The sequence below is a fragment of the Ruegeria sp. AG1 genome (assembly GCF_056541705.1).
Genome location: NZ_JBQFYU010000008.1, coordinates 197,601 through 214,977 on the forward strand (window position 1 = coordinate 197,601; position 17,377 = coordinate 214,977).

16 protein-coding genes are annotated in these 17,377 nt (G+C 59.4%); 6 read left to right on the forward strand and 10 right to left on the reverse strand.

Annotated elements, in window-relative coordinates; translation table 11 throughout:
- Positions 1–11: 11 nt before the first annotated feature.
- Entirely contained in the window at positions 12–1,979 is a 1,968-nt protein-coding gene (locus ACR0B5_RS14280) for a protein meaA (RefSeq protein WP_170678759.1), read from the reverse strand.
- Between the two features lie 144 nt (positions 1,980–2,123).
- Here ACR0B5_RS14280 and ACR0B5_RS14285 point away from each other — a divergent pair, with 144 nt between their 5' ends.
- The 6 genes from ACR0B5_RS14285 to ACR0B5_RS14310 all read left to right on the forward strand — a co-directional run bounded on the left by ACR0B5_RS14285 (position 2,124) and on the right by ACR0B5_RS14310 (position 9,033).
- A complete protein-coding gene (locus ACR0B5_RS14285) occupies positions 2,124–3,512 on the forward strand; it encodes a 1-acyl-sn-glycerol-3-phosphate acyltransferase (RefSeq protein WP_480541255.1) in 1,389 nt (462 codons plus the stop codon).
- A 111-nt stretch (positions 3,513–3,623) separates the two neighbouring features.
- Positions 3,624–4,910, forward strand: a complete 1,287-nt coding sequence (gene ccrA, locus ACR0B5_RS14290) for a crotonyl-CoA carboxylase/reductase (RefSeq protein WP_170468948.1) — start codon at positions 3,624–3,626, stop codon at positions 4,908–4,910.
- Between the two features lie 363 nt (positions 4,911–5,273).
- Positions 5,274–5,993 carry a helix-turn-helix transcriptional regulator gene (locus tag ACR0B5_RS14295; RefSeq protein ID WP_480541257.1) on the forward strand — a complete coding sequence of 240 codons (720 nt, stop codon included), beginning with the start codon at positions 5,274–5,276 and terminating at the stop codon, positions 5,991–5,993.
- 83 nt (positions 5,994–6,076) lie between these two features.
- Positions 6,077–6,715, forward strand: coding sequence for an acyl-homoserine-lactone synthase (locus ACR0B5_RS14300; RefSeq protein WP_480541259.1), 639 nt, complete (start codon positions 6,077–6,079; stop codon positions 6,713–6,715).
- 60 nt (positions 6,716–6,775) lie between these two features.
- Positions 6,776–8,308 carry an ATP-dependent DNA helicase gene (locus ACR0B5_RS14305; protein ID WP_480541261.1) on the forward strand — a complete coding sequence of 511 codons (1,533 nt, stop codon included), beginning with the start codon at positions 6,776–6,778 and terminating at the stop codon, positions 8,306–8,308.
- A complete protein-coding gene (locus ACR0B5_RS14310; protein ID WP_480541263.1) occupies positions 8,305–9,033 on the forward strand; it encodes an SDR family oxidoreductase in 729 nt (242 codons plus the stop codon). The genes ACR0B5_RS14305 and ACR0B5_RS14310 overlap by 4 nt, the downstream gene beginning before the upstream one ends.
- 3 nt (positions 9,034–9,036) lie before the next feature.
- Here ACR0B5_RS14310 and ACR0B5_RS14315 read toward each other — a convergent pair whose 3' ends face one another.
- The 9 genes from ACR0B5_RS14315 to ACR0B5_RS14355 all read right to left on the reverse strand — a co-directional run bounded on the left by ACR0B5_RS14315 (position 9,037) and on the right by ACR0B5_RS14355 (position 17,368).
- Positions 9,037–9,804 carry a TIGR02186 family protein gene (locus ACR0B5_RS14315; RefSeq protein WP_170378931.1) on the reverse strand — a complete coding sequence of 256 codons (768 nt, stop codon included), beginning with the start codon at positions 9,802–9,804 and terminating at the stop codon, positions 9,037–9,039.
- A 2-nt stretch (positions 9,805–9,806) separates the two neighbouring features.
- On the reverse strand, positions 9,807–10,727 hold the full coding sequence (locus ACR0B5_RS14320) for a sulfite exporter TauE/SafE family protein (RefSeq protein ID WP_480541265.1): 921 nt from the start codon (positions 10,725–10,727) through the stop codon (positions 9,807–9,809).
- 257 nt (positions 10,728–10,984) lie between these two features.
- Positions 10,985–11,953, reverse strand: a complete 969-nt coding sequence (locus tag ACR0B5_RS14325) for an ABC transporter permease (RefSeq protein ID WP_170661172.1) — start codon at positions 11,951–11,953, stop codon at positions 10,985–10,987.
- On the reverse strand, positions 11,953–13,047 hold the full coding sequence (locus tag ACR0B5_RS14330) for an ABC transporter permease (RefSeq protein WP_170462690.1): 1,095 nt from the start codon (positions 13,045–13,047) through the stop codon (positions 11,953–11,955). Before ACR0B5_RS14330 ends, ACR0B5_RS14325 begins: the two co-directional genes overlap by 1 nt.
- 1 nt (position 13,048) lies before the next feature.
- Positions 13,049–14,578 carry an ABC transporter ATP-binding protein gene (locus ACR0B5_RS14335; protein ID WP_480541268.1) on the reverse strand — a complete coding sequence of 510 codons (1,530 nt, stop codon included), beginning with the start codon at positions 14,576–14,578 and terminating at the stop codon, positions 13,049–13,051.
- 83 nt (positions 14,579–14,661) lie between these two features.
- Complete coding sequence (locus tag ACR0B5_RS14340) at positions 14,662–15,660, reverse strand: BMP family lipoprotein (protein ID WP_480541269.1); 999 nt, start codon at positions 15,658–15,660, stop codon at positions 14,662–14,664.
- A 157-nt stretch (positions 15,661–15,817) separates the two neighbouring features.
- Positions 15,818–16,231 carry a GNAT family N-acetyltransferase gene (locus ACR0B5_RS14345; protein WP_170721160.1) on the reverse strand — a complete coding sequence of 138 codons (414 nt, stop codon included), beginning with the start codon at positions 16,229–16,231 and terminating at the stop codon, positions 15,818–15,820.
- The gene (gene tsaB, locus ACR0B5_RS14350; protein ID WP_480541271.1) at positions 16,228–16,815 is read right to left on the reverse strand and encodes a tRNA (adenosine(37)-N6)-threonylcarbamoyltransferase complex dimerization subunit type 1 TsaB; all 588 of its coding nucleotides are present in this window, start codon (positions 16,813–16,815) and stop codon (positions 16,228–16,230) included. Before tsaB ends, ACR0B5_RS14345 begins: the two co-directional genes overlap by 4 nt.
- On the reverse strand, positions 16,805–17,368 hold the full coding sequence (locus tag ACR0B5_RS14355) for a NifU family protein (RefSeq protein ID WP_170462695.1): 564 nt from the start codon (positions 17,366–17,368) through the stop codon (positions 16,805–16,807). The genes tsaB and ACR0B5_RS14355 overlap by 11 nt, the downstream gene beginning before the upstream one ends.
- Positions 17,369–17,377 lie beyond the last annotated feature (9 nt).

A 17,377-nucleotide genomic window follows, 5' to 3' on the forward strand; every position in this document is an offset into this window, starting at 1 on the left:
CAAAACGGGTGTTATTCGGCGGCGATTTCCTGCGGGTCCACCAGCGCGACGATGTCGCCCATGATTGCGTTCAATTCGAAATTCTTGGGCGTGTAGATTCTGGCGACACCCATTTTCTTCAAAGCGTCTGCGTCATCGTCCGGAATAATCCCACCGACGATGACAGGCACGTGCGACAGGCCTGCCTGTTTCAGGCGGGTCATTACGTCTTCGACCAGAGGCAGATGACTGCCAGACAGGATCGACAAACCGATCACATGGGCATCATCCTCGGATGCGGCCGAGACGATTTCTTCTGGTGTCAGGCGAATGCCCTCATAGCTGATATCCATGCCGCAATCGCGGGCGCGGAAGGCAATCTGCTCGGCTCCGTTGGAATGGCCATCCAACCCCGGCTTGCCGACCAGGAATTTCAAACGACGCCCGAGCCGGTCACTAACCGCATCGACCGAGGCGCGCAGGTCCTCCAACCCTTCGGTCTTGTTCGAGACCGAGCCGGACACGCCGGTTGGGCCACGGTAGGTGCCGAAGACCTTGCGCATTTCCTCGGCCCATTCACCCGTGGTTGCACCGGCCTTGGCCGCAGCAATCGAGGGCTCCATGACATTCGCCCCGGTTTGTGCCGCCTCACGCAGAGCACCTAGAGCAGCAGCCACGGCTAGGTCATCACGCTCTGCCCGCCATTCGTTCAAGCGATTGATCTGCTCCTGCTCGACCGCAGGGTCCACAACCATGATGCCGCCATCCTCGGTTTGCAGAGGCGAGGGTTCACCGTCGACCCATTTGTTCACACCGACCACAATGGTTTCGTTCCGTTCAATGCGGTTCAGGCGTTCCGCATTGGAATCGACCAGTCGTGACTTCATATATTCGATCGAGGCCACGGCACCACCCATGGAGTCGAGATTGGCCAATTCGGCCCGCGCGCCTTCCTTGAGTTCTTCGACCTTGGCATCAACCGCCGGATTCCCGTCGAACAGATCGCCATATTCCAGCAGGTCCGTCTCATAAGCCAGAATCTGCTGCATGCGCATCGACCACTGCTGGTCCCAGGGGCGGGGCAGGCCCAAAGCCTCATTCCAGGCAGGCAATTGAACGGCACGGGCGCGCGCCTTTTTCGACAGGGTCACAGCCAGCATTTCGATCAGGATGCGGTAGACGTTGTTTTCCGGCTGCTGTTCGGTCAGCCCAAGCGAGTTGACCTGAACGCCATAGCGGAATCTGCGGAACTTGGGGTTCTCAACGCCGTATCGTTGTTGAAGGATTTCATCCCAAAGATCGACGAATGCCCGCATTTTGCACATTTCGGTGACAAAGCGGATACCTGCATTTACGAAGAAGGAAATGCGTCCACATAGGGCAGGGAAGTCCTCGGCAGGCACACGAGGGCGTAGCTCATCTAGCACCGCAATGGCGGTGGCGAGCGCGTAGGCCAGCTCCTGTTCCGGGGTCGCGCCGGCCTCTTGCAGGTGGTAGGAACACACGTTCATCGGGTTCCATTTTGGCACGTTGGTGTAGCAATACTCAGCCACGTCCGCGATCATCTTCAACGACGGCTTGGGTGGGCAGACATAGGTACCGCGGCTGAGATACTCCTTGATCAAGTCATTCTGAACGGTGCCCTGCAGCTTTGAGACATCCGCGCCCTGTTCCTCGGCCACGGCGATGTAAAGCGCCAGCAGCCACGGGGCCGTCGCGTTGATCGTCATCGAGGTGTTCATCTGCTCCAGCGGGATCTGATCGAACAGCACCCGCATGTCGCCCAGATGGCAGATCGGCACGCCCACTTTGCCAACCTCACCCCGCGCCAACGTGTGGTCGCTGTCATACCCCGTTTGAGTCGGCAGATCGAAAGCCACAGACAGGCCAGTCTGACCTTTGGCGAGGTTGCCGCGATACAGCGCGTTCGAGGCTTTGGCGGTGGAATGACCGGCATAGGTTCGGATCAGCCAGGGGCGGTCTTTCTGCATCTGCGTCATGGGCGGGCCTCGTGTTTCGGTGAGCAACAAAATTACGTCTACGGCTTCTAAATCGCAATTTTCAGGCATTGTCAATTCGCTGCGTTGCGGCATGTGCGAATTGTCTAGATTGTGAGCCGTCTCGTTTGGTGGCAGTGTGGCCCGATGTTGAGAACCGTGGAACTTCCGCTGTGGCTATTCCTGTTGATCGTGGTCTTTGCCATGGTCACTTTTGCCTCGCATTTTCTTTTCCCGTCCGTCCGCTGGTTCTTTCGCCGCAGGCTTGAGAGGGCGGTCTCTCGGTTGAACCAACGCCTGCAGAGGCCGATCCAGCCGTTCAAGCTGGCGCGGCGGCACGACATGATCCAGCGGCTCATCTATGATCCTCAGGTCGGGCACGCGGTGCAGCAGCACGCCCATGAAGAAGGCATCCCCGAAGCCGTTGCGTTCGAACAAGCCCGCCGATACGCGCGTGAGATCGTGCCCTCCTTTTCGGCTTTTGCCTATTTCAGCTTTGCCATTCGCCTGTCCCGGTTGCTGAGCAACGCGTTCTACAAGGTGCATCTCAGCTATAAGGATGAAAGCGCGATCAAAGATATCGACCCCGAGGCGACGGTTGTCTTTGTGATGAACCACCGCAGCAACATGGACTATGTTCTGGTTACCTATCTAGCGGCGCAGCAATCCGCCCTGTCCTATGCCGTGGGCGAATGGGCACGGGTTTGGCCGCTCAGCCGGTTGATCCGGGCGATGGGCGCGTATTTTATCCGGCGCAAATCGGGCAGTGAATTATATCGCCAGGTTCTGGCCAGCTATGTAAGACACGCGACCGAAGCAGGTGTAACGCAAGCGATGTTCCCCGAAGGCGGGCTCAGCCTGACCGGCGCTTTGGGGCGCCCCAAGCTGGGTTTGTTGAAATATATTATCGACGGCACCTCGCCCGAGGGGCGCGATGTGGTGTTTGTGCCGGTGGCCTTGAACTATGACCGCGTACTTGAGGACACGATTCTGACGCGCGCCGCCCTCGGAACTGATCGACGTTTTCGTGCGCGGATCGGGGTGATCACAAGCTGGGTTCTCAAGCAAATCTGGCGTCGGCTGATCGGTCGGTACAAGCGGTTCGGAGTGGCTGCGGTTCGCTATGGTAAGCCGATCTCACTTAAAGAATTCGAGGCGCAGTCTGGGGATGACGTGATGACTGACCTCGCGCGTGCGTTGATGAAACGGATTGGCGCGGCGATTCCCTTGGTGCCCGGACCGGCCGCCTGCTGGCTGCTGCGCGAGAATGGCTCAATGCCCGAAGAGGACGTGCGGAGTCGAATCCTTGCCCTTATGGAATCTGATGGTCTTGCGTTCGCGGAGGCTGAGGACGCCATCACAAGCGCGGTGGATCAAATGGTCGAACGGCGCATTCTGACGCGTGAAGACGGGGTTTTGAATCTGTCCGGGCAGCGCGAGGATCTTATGCAATACTACGCAGAGTCAGTGCCCGAACATGTGAAATCCGCCAATGCTGCGCCCGCAAAAGACGTTTCTGCACCCGCTGGGTCATAAAATTACAAAAATAGACCAAAGATGGTTGCAATGTTGCGCAACCCCTCCTATCCCTCTGTAGGAGAGGCGGCGATTCTGCGCCGCGGCAAAGATATAGAAAAGGAGGCCAGCATGGCTTTGGACACCGAAAGCGGTATCGCGTCGTACGAGGCACCCGAAAAGGACCTCTATGAAATGGGGGAAATCCCTCCGATGGGGTTTGTGCCCAAGCAGATGTACGCCTGGGCAATCCGCAAAGAGCGTCACGGAGAACCAAATACTGCGATGCAGCAGGAAGTGGTCGATGTGCCCGAACTCGACAGCAACGAGGTTTTGGTCCTCGTGATGGCGGCGGGCGTCAACTATAATGGCGTCTGGGCCGCTTTGGGCCAGCCGATCAGCCCGTTTGATGGCCACAAGGCCCCGTACCACATCGCTGGTTCGGATGCGTCGGGCATCGTTTGGGCCGTGGGTGACAAGGTCAAGCGCTGGAAGGTCGGCGATGAGGTGGTGATCCACTGCAACCAGGACGATGGCGACGATGAGGAATGCAACGGCGGCGATCCGATGTACTCACCCAGCCAGCGCATCTGGGGCTATGAGACCCCAGACGGGTCGTTCAGCCAATTCACGCGCGTGCAGGCGCAGCAGTTGATGCCGCGTCCCAAGCACCTGACCTGGGAGCAGGCGGCGTGCTATACCCTGACGCTCGCTACGGCCTACCGAATGCTGTTCGGCCACGAGCCTCATGACCTGAAGCCCGGTCAGAACGTTCTGGTCTGGGGTGCCTCGGGTGGTTTGGGCTCTTACGCGATCCAATTGATCAACACGGCCGGTGCAAATGCGATTGGTGTGATCTCGGACGAAAGCAAACGGGATTTCGTGATGGGGTTGGGCGCAAAAGGCGTTCTGAACCGCAAGGACTTCAACTGCTGGGGTCAGCTGCCCACGGTCAACACACCCGAATACGCTGAGTGGTTCAAAGAGGCCCGTAAGTTCGGCAAAGCGATCTGGGATATCACCGGTAAGGGCAATAACGTCGATATGGTGTTTGAACACCCTGGCGAAAGCACCTTCCCAGTGTCGACCTTCGTGGTGAAAAAGGGCGGCATGGTCGTGATTTGTGCTGGGACCACCGGGTTTAATTGTACCTTCGACGTGCGCTACATGTGGATGCACCAGAAGCGCCTGCAAGGGTCGCACTTTGCGCATCTGAAGCAAGCGGCAGCCGCCAACAAGCTGATGGTCGAACGCCGTCTGGACCCCTGCATGTCGGAAGTGTTCGCCTGGAACGATCTGCCCGAAGCGCATATGAAAATGCTGCGCAACGAGCACAAGCCAGGGAACATGTCGGTTCTGGTTCAGGCCCCGCGCACCGGCATGCGCACTTTGGAAGAGGTTTTGGACGCGCGTCCATAAGCCCATCCTGAAATAGACAAAAACACCCGCGAATCGGATCTTCGATACGCGGGTGTTTTGCCTTCTGGGAAAGCCCTTTTTTGTTTCAACAGGTTGGAATTTTGCCCCTCACTATTTTTGGGGAGTAGAAACCGGTGAATAGGTCAAAAAGATCGCACATGCTATGGTTGTGTTAACACTTCGTTAACTGTTTCAGAGAGACCCTTATGGCGCAAAATGAGTGGATACTGGACGTATTGTCGGACCTCAACGCGTTCGCTGTTGCGAATGGGTTGACTGCCTTGGCCGAACAGCTGGACGACACCAAGCTGATTGCCGCAGCCGAAATCGCGTCCATGACAGATAAGGCACGGGCGCCCGCGGATGGGAACAGAACTCGATTTGGGTCAGATCCTGAAGGATTTGGAAAACACCAGCACGCTTGATGAGCTTGGCTCGGTCGCCATTCGCCTGCGCGACTGTCTGAAAGTCGAACATCTGACATATCATTGGGTGGATGCCGCCGGGGATCAGTACGGCTATACCACCTATTCCGATGCCTGGGATGAACGGTATCGCGAAAAGAACTATCACCGCATCGATCCGGTGATTCTGGGATGCTTCCAACGATTTCACCCCGTTGATTGGAAAGCGCTGGATTGGTCCGGCAAGGTCTCCAAGGCGTTTCTTCAGGATGCGTTGGAACATGGGGTGGGCAATCAGGGATATTCAATCCCGATCCGAGGGCCAAACGGCCAGTTTGCGCTGTTCACCGTCAATCACAGTTGTGACGACGACACTTGGCAGGATTTCATCTCGACCTTTGGCCGCGAGTTGATTCTCGTGGCGCACTACATCAACCGCAAAGCACTGGAGTTTGAAAAGGACAGGCAGCCTGAAGCGACCCGAGGTCTGTCCCCGCGTGAAATTGATGCGATGACTTTGCTTGCGCAGGGCTTCAGCCGCGCTCAGGTTGCGCATTCGCTGTCGATCTCGGAACACACGCTTAGGGTCTATATTGAAAGCGCGCGCTCGAAACTGGGTGCGCAAAATACGACGCACGCCATCGCGACCGCGCTCAGCCGTGGGTTAATAGTCGTTTAAGCAACGTACGGCCTTAGAACAGTAAATTAACCACGACTTCGTACCCCTTTCGTTCCTGCACAGGACGACAAGGGGAATTAGTCATGTTGCGTTATTTGTATGCTGATGAGCTGCATAAATTTCCAGCTTTGGCCGACGGGATGTTTCGCGATCGCGCGGATCAGTTCAAAACCCGGCTGGGATGGGACGTTTACGTCAATGAAAAAGGGGAAGAGCGGGATCAATACGATGATCTCAACCCGCTCTATGTGATTTGGGAGGAGCCGGATGGCAGCCATGGCGGCTCAATGCGGGTTCTGCCGACCACTGGCCCGGTCATGGTGAACGAGGTGTTCGGGCATCTCAACGAGGGCGAGCCAATTTGCAGCCCTTTGATCTGGGAGGTCACGCGCTTTTGCCTATCGCGTACAGCCAGCCCCCATACGGCTGGGGCTATTATGCTGAGCGGCGGTGAAATGATGGAGGGGTTCGGTCTGACTCATATCGCCGGCGTCTTTGATGCGCGGATGATCCGGATCTACCGGTTGATCGGGTCGTCGCCGATTGTGTTAGGGTCCGAGGGGAAAGGGCGCGATCAAATTTCGGTCGGTCTGTGGCCCTATTCCGCGGATGATTGCAACCGCGTGGCCGAACGGGCGGGCATCCCGCGCGAGCTTTCGCGCCTGTGGTTCAGAACCGCGTTCGGCCCGGCCAAACAGCACCGGTTTGCGCTGTCGGCCTAGGGTCTTGAAAACCCAAATCCGTATCTGGTGAAGGGTGGCGCGGCCCTGTAGGGTCGCGCCATGTCTTTGCCCAATGTGACCTTCTCAGAAGACCAGGCTGCCGCCTATGACAGCATCGCCGAGATGCTGCGCTCTGCCGGGGTGGACCTTGAAGATGATGCGCTACTGAAACTGCCGGGGAACGGTGAATCGGGCGTTATGGCCGTGATCGGTAAGGCTGGTTCGGGCAAGACCCTTTTGCTGGCGGAACTGTATAAGGCGCTGGCCGAGACGGGCGTTCACATCGTCTCAGGCGACTATGAAAGCCGCAAGTCCCGCGACAAGCGCAGCCTGGCGATTCTGGCACCCACCAACAAGGCCGCAAGCGTTTTGCGCCTGCGCGGGGTACCCGCGACGACCATCCATCGCATTCTCTATACGCCCGTCTACGACCCTGAATATGAACGCATCGCCGAGTGGCTTGAGGGCAATGACGAACGGCCCGAGATCGAAGGCCTGACGGATGAGGCGCTGGACCGGGCGGCTGCCTTCTACCAGAACAACAAGTCGATCCCAGGTGCTTTGGCTGCCGCCGGTTTGCGCGGGTCGGATTTCATCACTGGCTGGAAGCGCCGGGAAGAGCCGCTGGATATCGGCTTTGTCGACGAAGCCTCGATGCTGGATGACCGCCAGTTTGATGATTTGAAAGAGATCTTTCCGACGTTGCTGCTGTTCGGCGATCCGGCGCAGCTGGCACCAGTGAACCAATCCGGCAGCATGGTGTTCGAAACCCTGCCCGAGCCGCGCAAGCTGACCCTGCACCGCATTCACCGTCAGGATGCCGACAATCCCATCCTCGATCTGGCTCATGCGCTTGCTGACCCTGCCATGGGGTTTGAGGATTTCGAGCGTCTGGTCGAAGATACCGCGCGTCGCGATGACCGTGTGGTCTGGGGGCAGCGGGTCGAGGTTGACCTGATGGCGCGCAGCCCGGTTCTGGTTTGGCGCAACGCAACGCGCATCCGTCTGATTCAGGCCTTCCGGCAGGTCCATGGCGCCCCCGAGACGGAATTGCTGGAAGGTGAGCCGCTGATCTGCGACGGGATCGAGCTGCCTCTGAAACACCGCAAGAAACGGCTGGATCTTGAGGCGCGCGGCCTGATCAAAGGCGCGCAGGTTGTTTATCTGGGGCCGGGGCGAAAACCCGGTTTTTCCCGCCTGCATGTCATGGGCGCCGAGGACCCTCAGGTCAGTGCGGCGTCGATTGTGCAGATCGAAAAACCGGATGAAGAAGAACCGTTCATCCCCTATGCCGCGCGTATGGGCGCGACCTTTCTGCATGGGGCGGCGGTGACTATCCACAAGGCGCAGGGCTCGCAATGGGATACGGTGCAGGTTTTTGCGCCCGACATCTATGCCGCGGCCCGCATGGGCCGAACCGAGGCCGGGCAGCCCTTGTGGAAACGACTGGCCTATGTTGCCATCACCCGCGCGCAGGAACGATTGATCTGGGTGGTGCGTAATCGGTTGTCCAAACCCACCCATCATCTGCGCGTCGATGATCTGCGCGCGATACCGGCGGCGACCCTGACACTGGAGGCTGAAGAGACATGAAATCCATCCTCATAACCGGCGCAAGTTCCGGGATCGGAAAAGCCACGGCCGAGCTGTTCCTGGCCGAGGGCTGGACTGTTGGTCTGCTGGCCCGCAGCGAAGACAAACTGGTGGAAGTGGCCGAAGGGCATCGCAACGCGATCCCTCTGGTTGCGGATGTGACCGATCCCGTGGCAGTTGCGCGTGCCTTCCGGTCGTTCTCGAACAGGGCCGAGCGGCTGGACGTTCTGTTCAACAATGCGGGCATCTTCGCACCCGGCGGCACGATTGATGAAATCGCGCTGGAGGACTGGTACCAAAGCGTCAACGTCAACCTCAACGGCATGTTTCTGAGCGCGCGTGAGGCGTTTCGGATCATGCGTCATCAAACACCACAAGGCGGGCGCATCATCAACAACGGCTCGATCGCGGCTTATGTGCCGCGCCCGAATTCGGTGCACTATTCTGCAACGAAACACGCCATCACAGGGCTTACGCGCAGCCTGTCGCTGGACGGGCGCGATTTTGGCATTGCCTGTGGCCAGATCGATATCGGGAACGCCCGCACTCAGATGGTGCAGGGGCTAGTCGATGCTGCGATTGCCGACGGTGCGACGCCCGATCCGACTATGGATGTGGAAGATGCCGCCAAGTCGGTGCTGCACATGGCCAATCTACCGCCCGAGGCCAATGTGCAGTTTATGACCGTGATGGCCACGACCATGCCCTATATCGGCCGGGGCTGAGCGTTACTTTTCGCGCAGCAGACGGAAAGCCGTCGAGGCACCCCACCCAGCGGCGATGGCGATGACCAGTGACATCAACCCGTACCAAACGGGCTGTTCGCGGGACATGTTGTAGAGAAATCGCTCCAGCCCCACTTTGCGCACGTCGATGGTGGTTTCGTATTGCGACACCACATTGCCGCCCCGCGTCAGGAAGATGCGTGCGGCGTAGTCGCCTTCGGTCAGGTCGGCGGGCATGTCGATAGAGGTGCGGAACAGGGTCTGTTCATCCACCGCAACCGTGTTTTCGCGGATCGAATACAGGCTCTCGCTTTCGCGAATGCGTATCACGGCATCGGCAAAGTCCTGAGCGGCCTCGATATGCATGGCCGCTCCGACCGAGCGGATGGCGCGCTCGATGGAAACTCGATAGCGCAGATCCTCGGTATTGGTGAGGATTTCTTTGAATGGCCCGCTGGTGGCAACAGCGTAGAAGCTGGGGGCCAGATCGACTTCGACGCTGTCGGAGTTCACCCAGATTCCCAGCTTGCGCTCTTTACGGCGCACGGTCAGAGGCTCGGACGGGCCTGCAACAGTGACGATCACCTCAAGCGGAGGGCCTTCGGGGATCGGGGCTTCGCGCTTGATGGCCCCGAAGATCAGAATTTCGGACCCGTCGAACGTAGCAGTAATGGCAACCCGGTCCTGGCTGAGGCCCAGGACCACCTGCTCTTCCGCGGCAGCGGCGGGCAGGCAGAACAGGCACAGGGCGGCGATCAATGAGCGGACCATAGTCAGTGTCCCCCGCTGGCGCCAAGCGAATACAGCTCGGACGGTTCCAGAAGCAGATCAAGTGCCAGCTTGCCACAGACGACCAACACCAGCGCGGCCAGCAAAACCCGCAATTGCTCGGCTGGCATCCGGGCCCCGATCACGGTTCCGATCTGAGCTCCGATAACGCCGCCGACAAGGAGCAGCACGGCCAGAACCACGTCCACGGTGTAGTTCGTTGTGGCGTGCAGCATTGTGGTGAAGGCGGTTACGAAAATAATCTGGAACAGGGATGTCCCGACCACAACCTTGGTGGGCATGCCCAGCAGGTAGATCATGGCAGGCACCATGATAAAGCCGCCGCCAACGCCCATGATCGCGGACAGAACGCCTACGCAGAGGCCGACCAGAACCGGTGGGATGACCGAGATATACAGACCCGAGGTGCGAAAGCGCATCTTGAAGGGCATTGCATGGACCCAGCCGCGCTGACGACGCTTGGCAGGTGCCGCCCCGCCTTTCTTGGCCTTGCGCAAGGCGCGCAGGCTTTCGATGAACATCAGGCTGCCGATCACGCCAAGGAAGACGACGTAGCACAGCGTTACCAGCAAATCGACCTGACCCAGGCTCTTGAGGTAGTTGAACACGACAACGCCAAGCGCGGCCCCGATGAGGCCGCCGATCAATAGCACCGTGCCCATCCTGAAATCGACCGTCCTTCGCCTGAAATGAGCCAGAACGCCCGAGAAGGACGAGGCGACGATCTGGTTGGCTTCGGTCGCGACGGCAACTGCCGGAGGGATGCCGATAAAGAACAGAAGCGGCGTCATAAGGAACCCACCGCCGACTCCGAACATGCCCGACAGAACGCCGACCATGCCGCCGAGCCCTAGCAATAGAAAGGCGTTTACGGAGACTTCGGCAATCGGAAGGTAAATTTGCATGGCATGCTCTAGTCGTATTGAGTTCGGCTGTGCAAAGCGGTGGACCCGCCGGCATCGGAAATGCGTGCAGCCTGAATATCGGGCGCTGCGGTCACAGGCCTACCACCCGTCTTTGGCAAATACGAGGGGAGGTTTGCACTCTTTTCTATCAGAGGAAACACGCACATACCCTCTTAGAGCGGTTGCGGCATGCAAAATCAACTCTGCATGCCGCTCTGCAGCGAACAGGACCCAGAATTGGCCCTGAACTGGACTTATCAGCGTTCTTTCACGTAAGGCTCGCCACCAGCGCGGGGCGGAACCGCCTTGCCGACGAAGCCCGCGAGAATCACCACGGTCAGGATATAGGGCAGGGCGTCCATCACCTGCACAGGGATCACGATGCCGCCCAAGTCGATATTCTGGAATCGCAGCGCGATGGCCTGTAGCAGGCCAAACAGCAAACAGGCCCACATCGCGTGCCAGGGACGCCATTTCGCAAAGATCAGCGCCGCCAGTGCAATGAACCCGCGACCGGCGGTCATTTCCTTGACGAACCCGGCCTGCAGCGCAGTTGCAAGATAGGCTCCGGCGATACCGCAGAGCACGCCGCATATGGCGACAGCTGCAAAGCGCAGACCGACGACCGAGACACCGGCCGTGTCCACGGCGGCCGGGTTTTCACCCACCGCGCGTAACCGCAACCCGAACCGGGTGCGATAGAGGATCCACCACGTCGCAGGCACCATCAGGAAGGCGATGTAGACAAGGATCGAATGGCCCGACAGCAGTTCAGAATAGATCGGGCCGATGAAGGGCACGTCGCTCAGCGCTTCGGCGAAGGGGAAGTTGATCGGCTCAAACCGGCCTTCCCCGAACAGCGACGGGGTGCGCCCGCCTTGTTGGAACCAGCTTTGAGCAATCAAAACCGTCAGGCCAGAGGCTAGGAAGTTGATCGCCACGCCAGAGATCAGCTGATTGCCCCGGAACGTGATCGACGCCACGCCGTGTAGTGCCGACAAAACCAAAGACGACGCAATCCCCGCGAGCAATCCCAACCAGACCGAGCCGGTCACTGCAGCAACAGCGGCCGAGAAGAAGGCCGAGATCAGCATTTTGCCTTCAAGCCCGATGTCGAAAATCCCGGCACGTTCGGAATAGAGACCTGCCAGACAGGCCAGCAGCAAAGGCGTCGCCAGACGGACGGTAGAATCAAGGACCTGGATCAGTGTTACGAACGAATCCATCACTGAGGCTCCTTCCGCAGGGCAAGGAACAGCTTTTCAAGCGGCATCCGCACCATGTTGTCCAACGCTCCGGTAAACAGGATCACCAGCGCCTGAATGACGACGATCAATTCGCGCGGGATGGATGTCCACAAGGCCAGCTCTGCACCGCCTTGATACAGGAAGCCGAACAGAAGCGCCGCGAGGAACACGCCGAACGGGTGCGAACGGCCCATCAACGCCACGGCGATCCCGATGAAACCCGCGCCTTCGGTCGAGTTCAGAACCAGTCGCTCTGCCTCACCCATCACGTTGTTGATCGCCATCAGACCTGCCAACCCGCCCGAGATCAGCATGGCGATGATAGTGATGCGAACCGGCGAGATTCCCGCATAGACGGCACCGGTCTCCGAATGACCATAGGCCCGGATTTCATAGCCCAGCCGAGTGCGCCAGATCAGCGCCCAGACCACGAAACAGGCGATGATCGCCACGAAGAACGAAATATTGGCAGGTGCGCCGCGGAACATCACGTTTTCGGCGGTTGAGAACATGGATTGGAAGGTCGGCAGGTGTACCGCCTCGGGGAAGCGCGCTGTTGCCGGGTCCTGCGAGCCTTGCGGGCGCATGACATTGACCAGCATGTAGTTCAGGAAGGCAGCCGCGATAAAGTTGAACATGATCGTGGTGATCACGATGTGACTGCCGCGTTTGGCCTGCAGATAGGCCGGGATCGCAGCCCACGCCGCGCCGAATATAGCGGCCCCCAGTCCTGCAGCGATCAGAGCGATGCTCCAATGCGGCCAAGGGATGTAGAGACACACCATGGCAACGCCAAGACCGCCCAGCATCGCCTGACCTTCGCCGCCGATGTTGAACAGCCGTGCGTGAAAAGCCACGGCCACCGCGAGCCCGGTGAACATGAAGTTGGTCGCGTAGTAGAGCGTATAGCCCCAGCCATAGGTCGATCCCAGCGCGCCTGTGACCATCAGGTTCACGGCCTCAACCGGGTTCTCTCCGATGGCGAGGATCACCAGCGCCGACAGGATCGTGGCCAACACCAGGCTGATGATGGGGATCAGCACGACGTCGGCCCATTTGGGCATTTTTTCCATCTTACGCGGCCTCTCCCGCAACACCGGCCATCAGCAGGCCCAGTTCTTTTTCATCTGTCTCATGTGGCAGACGCTCACCCATGATATGTCCGTCAAACATCACGGCGATCCGGTCAGAGAGCGAGAAGATCTCCTCCAGCTCGACCGAGACCAGCAGGATCGCTTTGCCTTGGTCGCGCAGGGCTACGATCTGTTTGTGAATGAATTCGATCGCGCCAATGTCTACGCCGCGGGTCGGTTGGCCGACCAGCAACAGGTCTGGATTCCGCTCAATCTCGCGCGCGACGACGATTTTCTGCTGGTTGCCTCCGGAAAAGCTTTTGGCGGTCAGCCAGCCGTTCGGGGGACGCACATCGAATTTCTCGATCTTGGCTTCGGTGTCCGCGCGCAGGGCGGCGTTGTCCATGAACAGGCCGCGCTTGTAGGCCGGGTCACGGTGATAGCCGAAGGCAACGTTTTCCCAGGCATGGAAATCCATGATCAGACCTTCGCGCTGACGGTCTTCCGGTACATGCGCGATGTGCTGCGCGCGACGCGCTTGACCGTCAGATCCAGCCCCGCTGAGGGGAAGCGGTGTCCCGTTCAGCTTGATCGACCCCTGACCGGGGCGCATTCCGCCCAGAACTTCCAACAGTTCCGACTGGCCGTTGCCCGCGACGCCTGCGATGCCGACGATCTCACCGGCGCGGACGGTCAGGTCGATGCCTTTGACACGCTCAACACCTGCGGCATCGAACACGCGCAGGTCTTGGACCTCAAGAATGGGTTTTCCGGGCTGAGCGGGTACCTTGTCGACCTGTAGCAGGACCTTGCGGCCCACCATCAGCTCGGCCAGACGCTCAGGGCTGGTTTCGGAGGTTTTGACCGTCGCCGTCATCTCTCCGCGCCGCATGACCGAGACAGTATCGGTGTTCTCCATGATCTCGCGCAGTTTGTGCGTTATCACGATGATGGTTTTTCCTTCGGCCCGAAGGCGATCGAGGATGCGGAACAGCTGGTCGGCCTCGGCCGGGGTCAGAACGCCGGTGGGCTCATCAAGGATCAGGATCTCGGCCTTGCGATACAGCGCCTTGAGGATCTCGACCCGTTGCTGCATGCCCACGCCGATTTCATCGATGCGCTTGTCGGGGTCGACGAACAGCTCGTATTCTTCTTCCAGCGCTTTCAACTCTTTCCGGGCCTTGGCCAGAGACGGGGCCAGCAGCCCGCCATCCTCGGCGCCCAGAACAATGTTTTCCAGAACGGTGAAGTTTTCGACCAGCTTGAAGTGCTGGAACACCATCCCGATACCCGAGGCGATGGCCGCCTGACTGTCTGGAATGTCGGTCTTGGTGCCGTTGATCCAAATCTCACCTTTATCGGCTTTGTAGAAGCCGTAGAGAATGCTCATCAGCGTGGATTTGCCCGCACCGTTTTCACCGATGATCCCATGGATCGTGCCGGGGGCGACGCTGATGGAAATGTCTTTATTGGCCTGAACCGGCCCAAAGGCTTTGGAAATCCCTTTGAGCTCAATGGCGGGGACTGTCATGTCTTGTCCTTGGGTTGCCGAAGGGCCGCGCGGTTCGCGGCAGAGTGGGACCGAGGCGGAGGTCACCCCCGCCCCGTGTGATATCAGAACTGCAGTGCCGGGCAGCTGTCGTTCTCGTAGTAGCTGACAACGGAGATGTCGCCGTTGATGATCGCTTTGCGTGCTTCGTCCACGGCGTCGTTCATACGAACCGAGACAAGTTCTTTGTTGTTCTCGTCCATGGCAACACCAACGCCGTCCTCGGCCAGGCCCATGGCGAATACGCCGGTTTCCAGATCTTCACCCGCTTTCATCGCGTCATAGACCGCCACGTCCACGCGCTTGAGCATCGAGGTCAGGACCTTGCCCGGGTGCAGGTGGTTCTGGTTGCTGTCCACGCCGATCGACAGGATGCCTTCATCTGCTGCGGTCTGCAGAACACCAACACCGGTGCCGCCTGCGGCCGCATAGATCACGTCGGCGCCTTGGCTGATCTGCGCTTTGGTCAGCTCGGACCCTTTAACCGGGTCGTTCCATGCGGCAGGTGTTGTGCCGGTCATGTTGGCAACCACATTGATGTCGGGGTTCACAGCCTTGGCGCCTTGCGCATAACCGCAACCAAAGTGGCGGATCAGCGGGATATCCATGCCGCCGATGAAGCCGACAGTGCCCGATTCCGACGCCATCGCAGCCATCATACCAACGAGGTACGAGCCTTCGTGCTCGGCAAAGCCGATCTGACGGATGTTCGGGGCATCCAGCCAGGTGACGTCAACCGCGACGAACTTGGTGTCAGGATAGTCGCCGGCAACGGCAGACAGCGGATCGGCCATGGCGAAGCCCATGGTGATCACCGGGTTCGCGCCAGCCTCGGCGAAACGGCGCAGGGCCTGTTCACGCTGTGCTTCCGACTGAAGCTCGATCTCGCGATAGGTGCCGCCGGTTTCGTTGGCCCAACGCTGTGCGCCGTTATGTGCGGCTTCGTTGAACGACTTGTCGAACTTGCCACCCAGGTCAAAGATCAGGGCCGGTTCGGCCAGTGCGGCACCCGCGGTCAGAGCGACGACGGCGGCAGCGCCCATCAAGGATTTCATCAGGGTCATTTGGTACTCCCGTTGTTTTTGTCGGTTCGAGGTTAAACTAGCCTCGTATACCCACCTATAGCGAGCATAACCGTTGTGATGACGGGAATTAAGGCCGTATGCAACAGGCAGGGTCAACTGATTTTTGACCACTTGGTCTAAAAAGTGGGATGTGGGGCTACGGTAGGGGGCGTTCCATAACGATTGCGTCGCAATTTGAGGCGGAATCGCGTGTATAGTAGCCTTTTCGCCTCCCGCAGGGGCTGTATCCGAAGCCTTCATAGAGTGCGATAGCGGCTCCATTGTCTGCCGCCACGTCAAGAATCGCGCGCGCTGCACCAAGGTCAGCAGCAACGGCGTGCCAATTTTTCATGCAGGCTGCAGCCAAGCCCTGACGCTGATACAGGGGGTGAGTCGCGATGGTCAGCAACTCGGCCTCGCCCGCGATGACCTGAAACAGGGCAAAACAGTTGGGGTCTCCGACAACATGGGTGAAGCGGTTTTGCAGCAGGTCTTCGAACTCGGCAGCCGTCCACGGGCGCGCCTGTGTGAAGGCCGCAGCGTGGGTTAGGGCCATGTCTTCTGGGGTCATTCGTCCAGCAGCACAGGAGGGAGATCGCGAGAAGGCGCCGCATCCGCAGGGCGTATGTAAAGCGGTGCGGGTGGCTCCACTTCCGTGCCGTATCGGCGCGCCGCGACTTGGGCGATGGCCTGTACATGCGCGTTTGGGTCCGTGGCAGTGAAGAGGGGGCCAAACCCCTCGGCCTCGGCCCGAGGCATCAGGCGTGAGCCATCTGAGGTCCGCACATAGACCTGATCGCGCGGGGCCGAGATCGCGGGAAGGTGACCGTCGGGCATAATCTCCGCCAAGGCGTCGAAACCGGACACGCCGACGGCCGGGATGTTTAGACCCAACGCAAGCCCCCGTGCTGCCGAGACCGAGATTCGAATGCCGGTGAAGTTTCCTGGGCCGATGCCAACACCGATGGCGTCCAGGTCTTTCCAGCCAAGACCGGCCTCAGACAGAACCTCCTCCAGCAGCGGCATCAGGCGTTCGGCCTGCCCACGTGACATGGCCTCGGCTCGCGTGTTGACAATTTCAGAGCCACGCAACAAAGCGGCCGCGCAATGCGCGGCCGATGTGTCAAATGCCAGAAGGGTCGGTTCAGACAGCAACAGGGCGAACCTCGGTCACTTCGGGGATATAGTGGCGCAGCAGGTTCTCGATCCCCATTTTCAGAGTCAGGGTCGAGGACGGGCAGCCCGCGCAGGCCCCTTGCATATGCAGGTAGACCACGCCGCGGTCAAAGCCGTGGAAGGTGATGTCGCCACCGTCCTGAGCCACCGCAGGGCGCACACGGCTGTCCAGCAGATCCTTGATCTGGTCGACGATTTCCGAATCTTCGCCAGTATGTTCGGCATGGCCGGATGCGGGTGCGGCCTCGGCTCCCATGACGGGCTGGCCGGATTGGTAATGCTCCATCACCGCGCCGAGGATGCTTGGCTTGATATGGTCCCAATCGACGTCATCCGCTTTGGTCACGGTGACAAAGTCATTGCCAAAGAACACGCCGGTCACGCCGCTAACCGCAAAGATGCGCTGGGCAAGCGGCGATTTTTCGGCGGCTTCTGCGGATGGGAAGTCGGCTGTGCCTGCCTCAAGCACCGTCTGGCCGGGCAGGAACTTCAAGGTTGCCGGGTTCGGGGTGGATTCGGTCTGAATGAACATGAGGCAGCT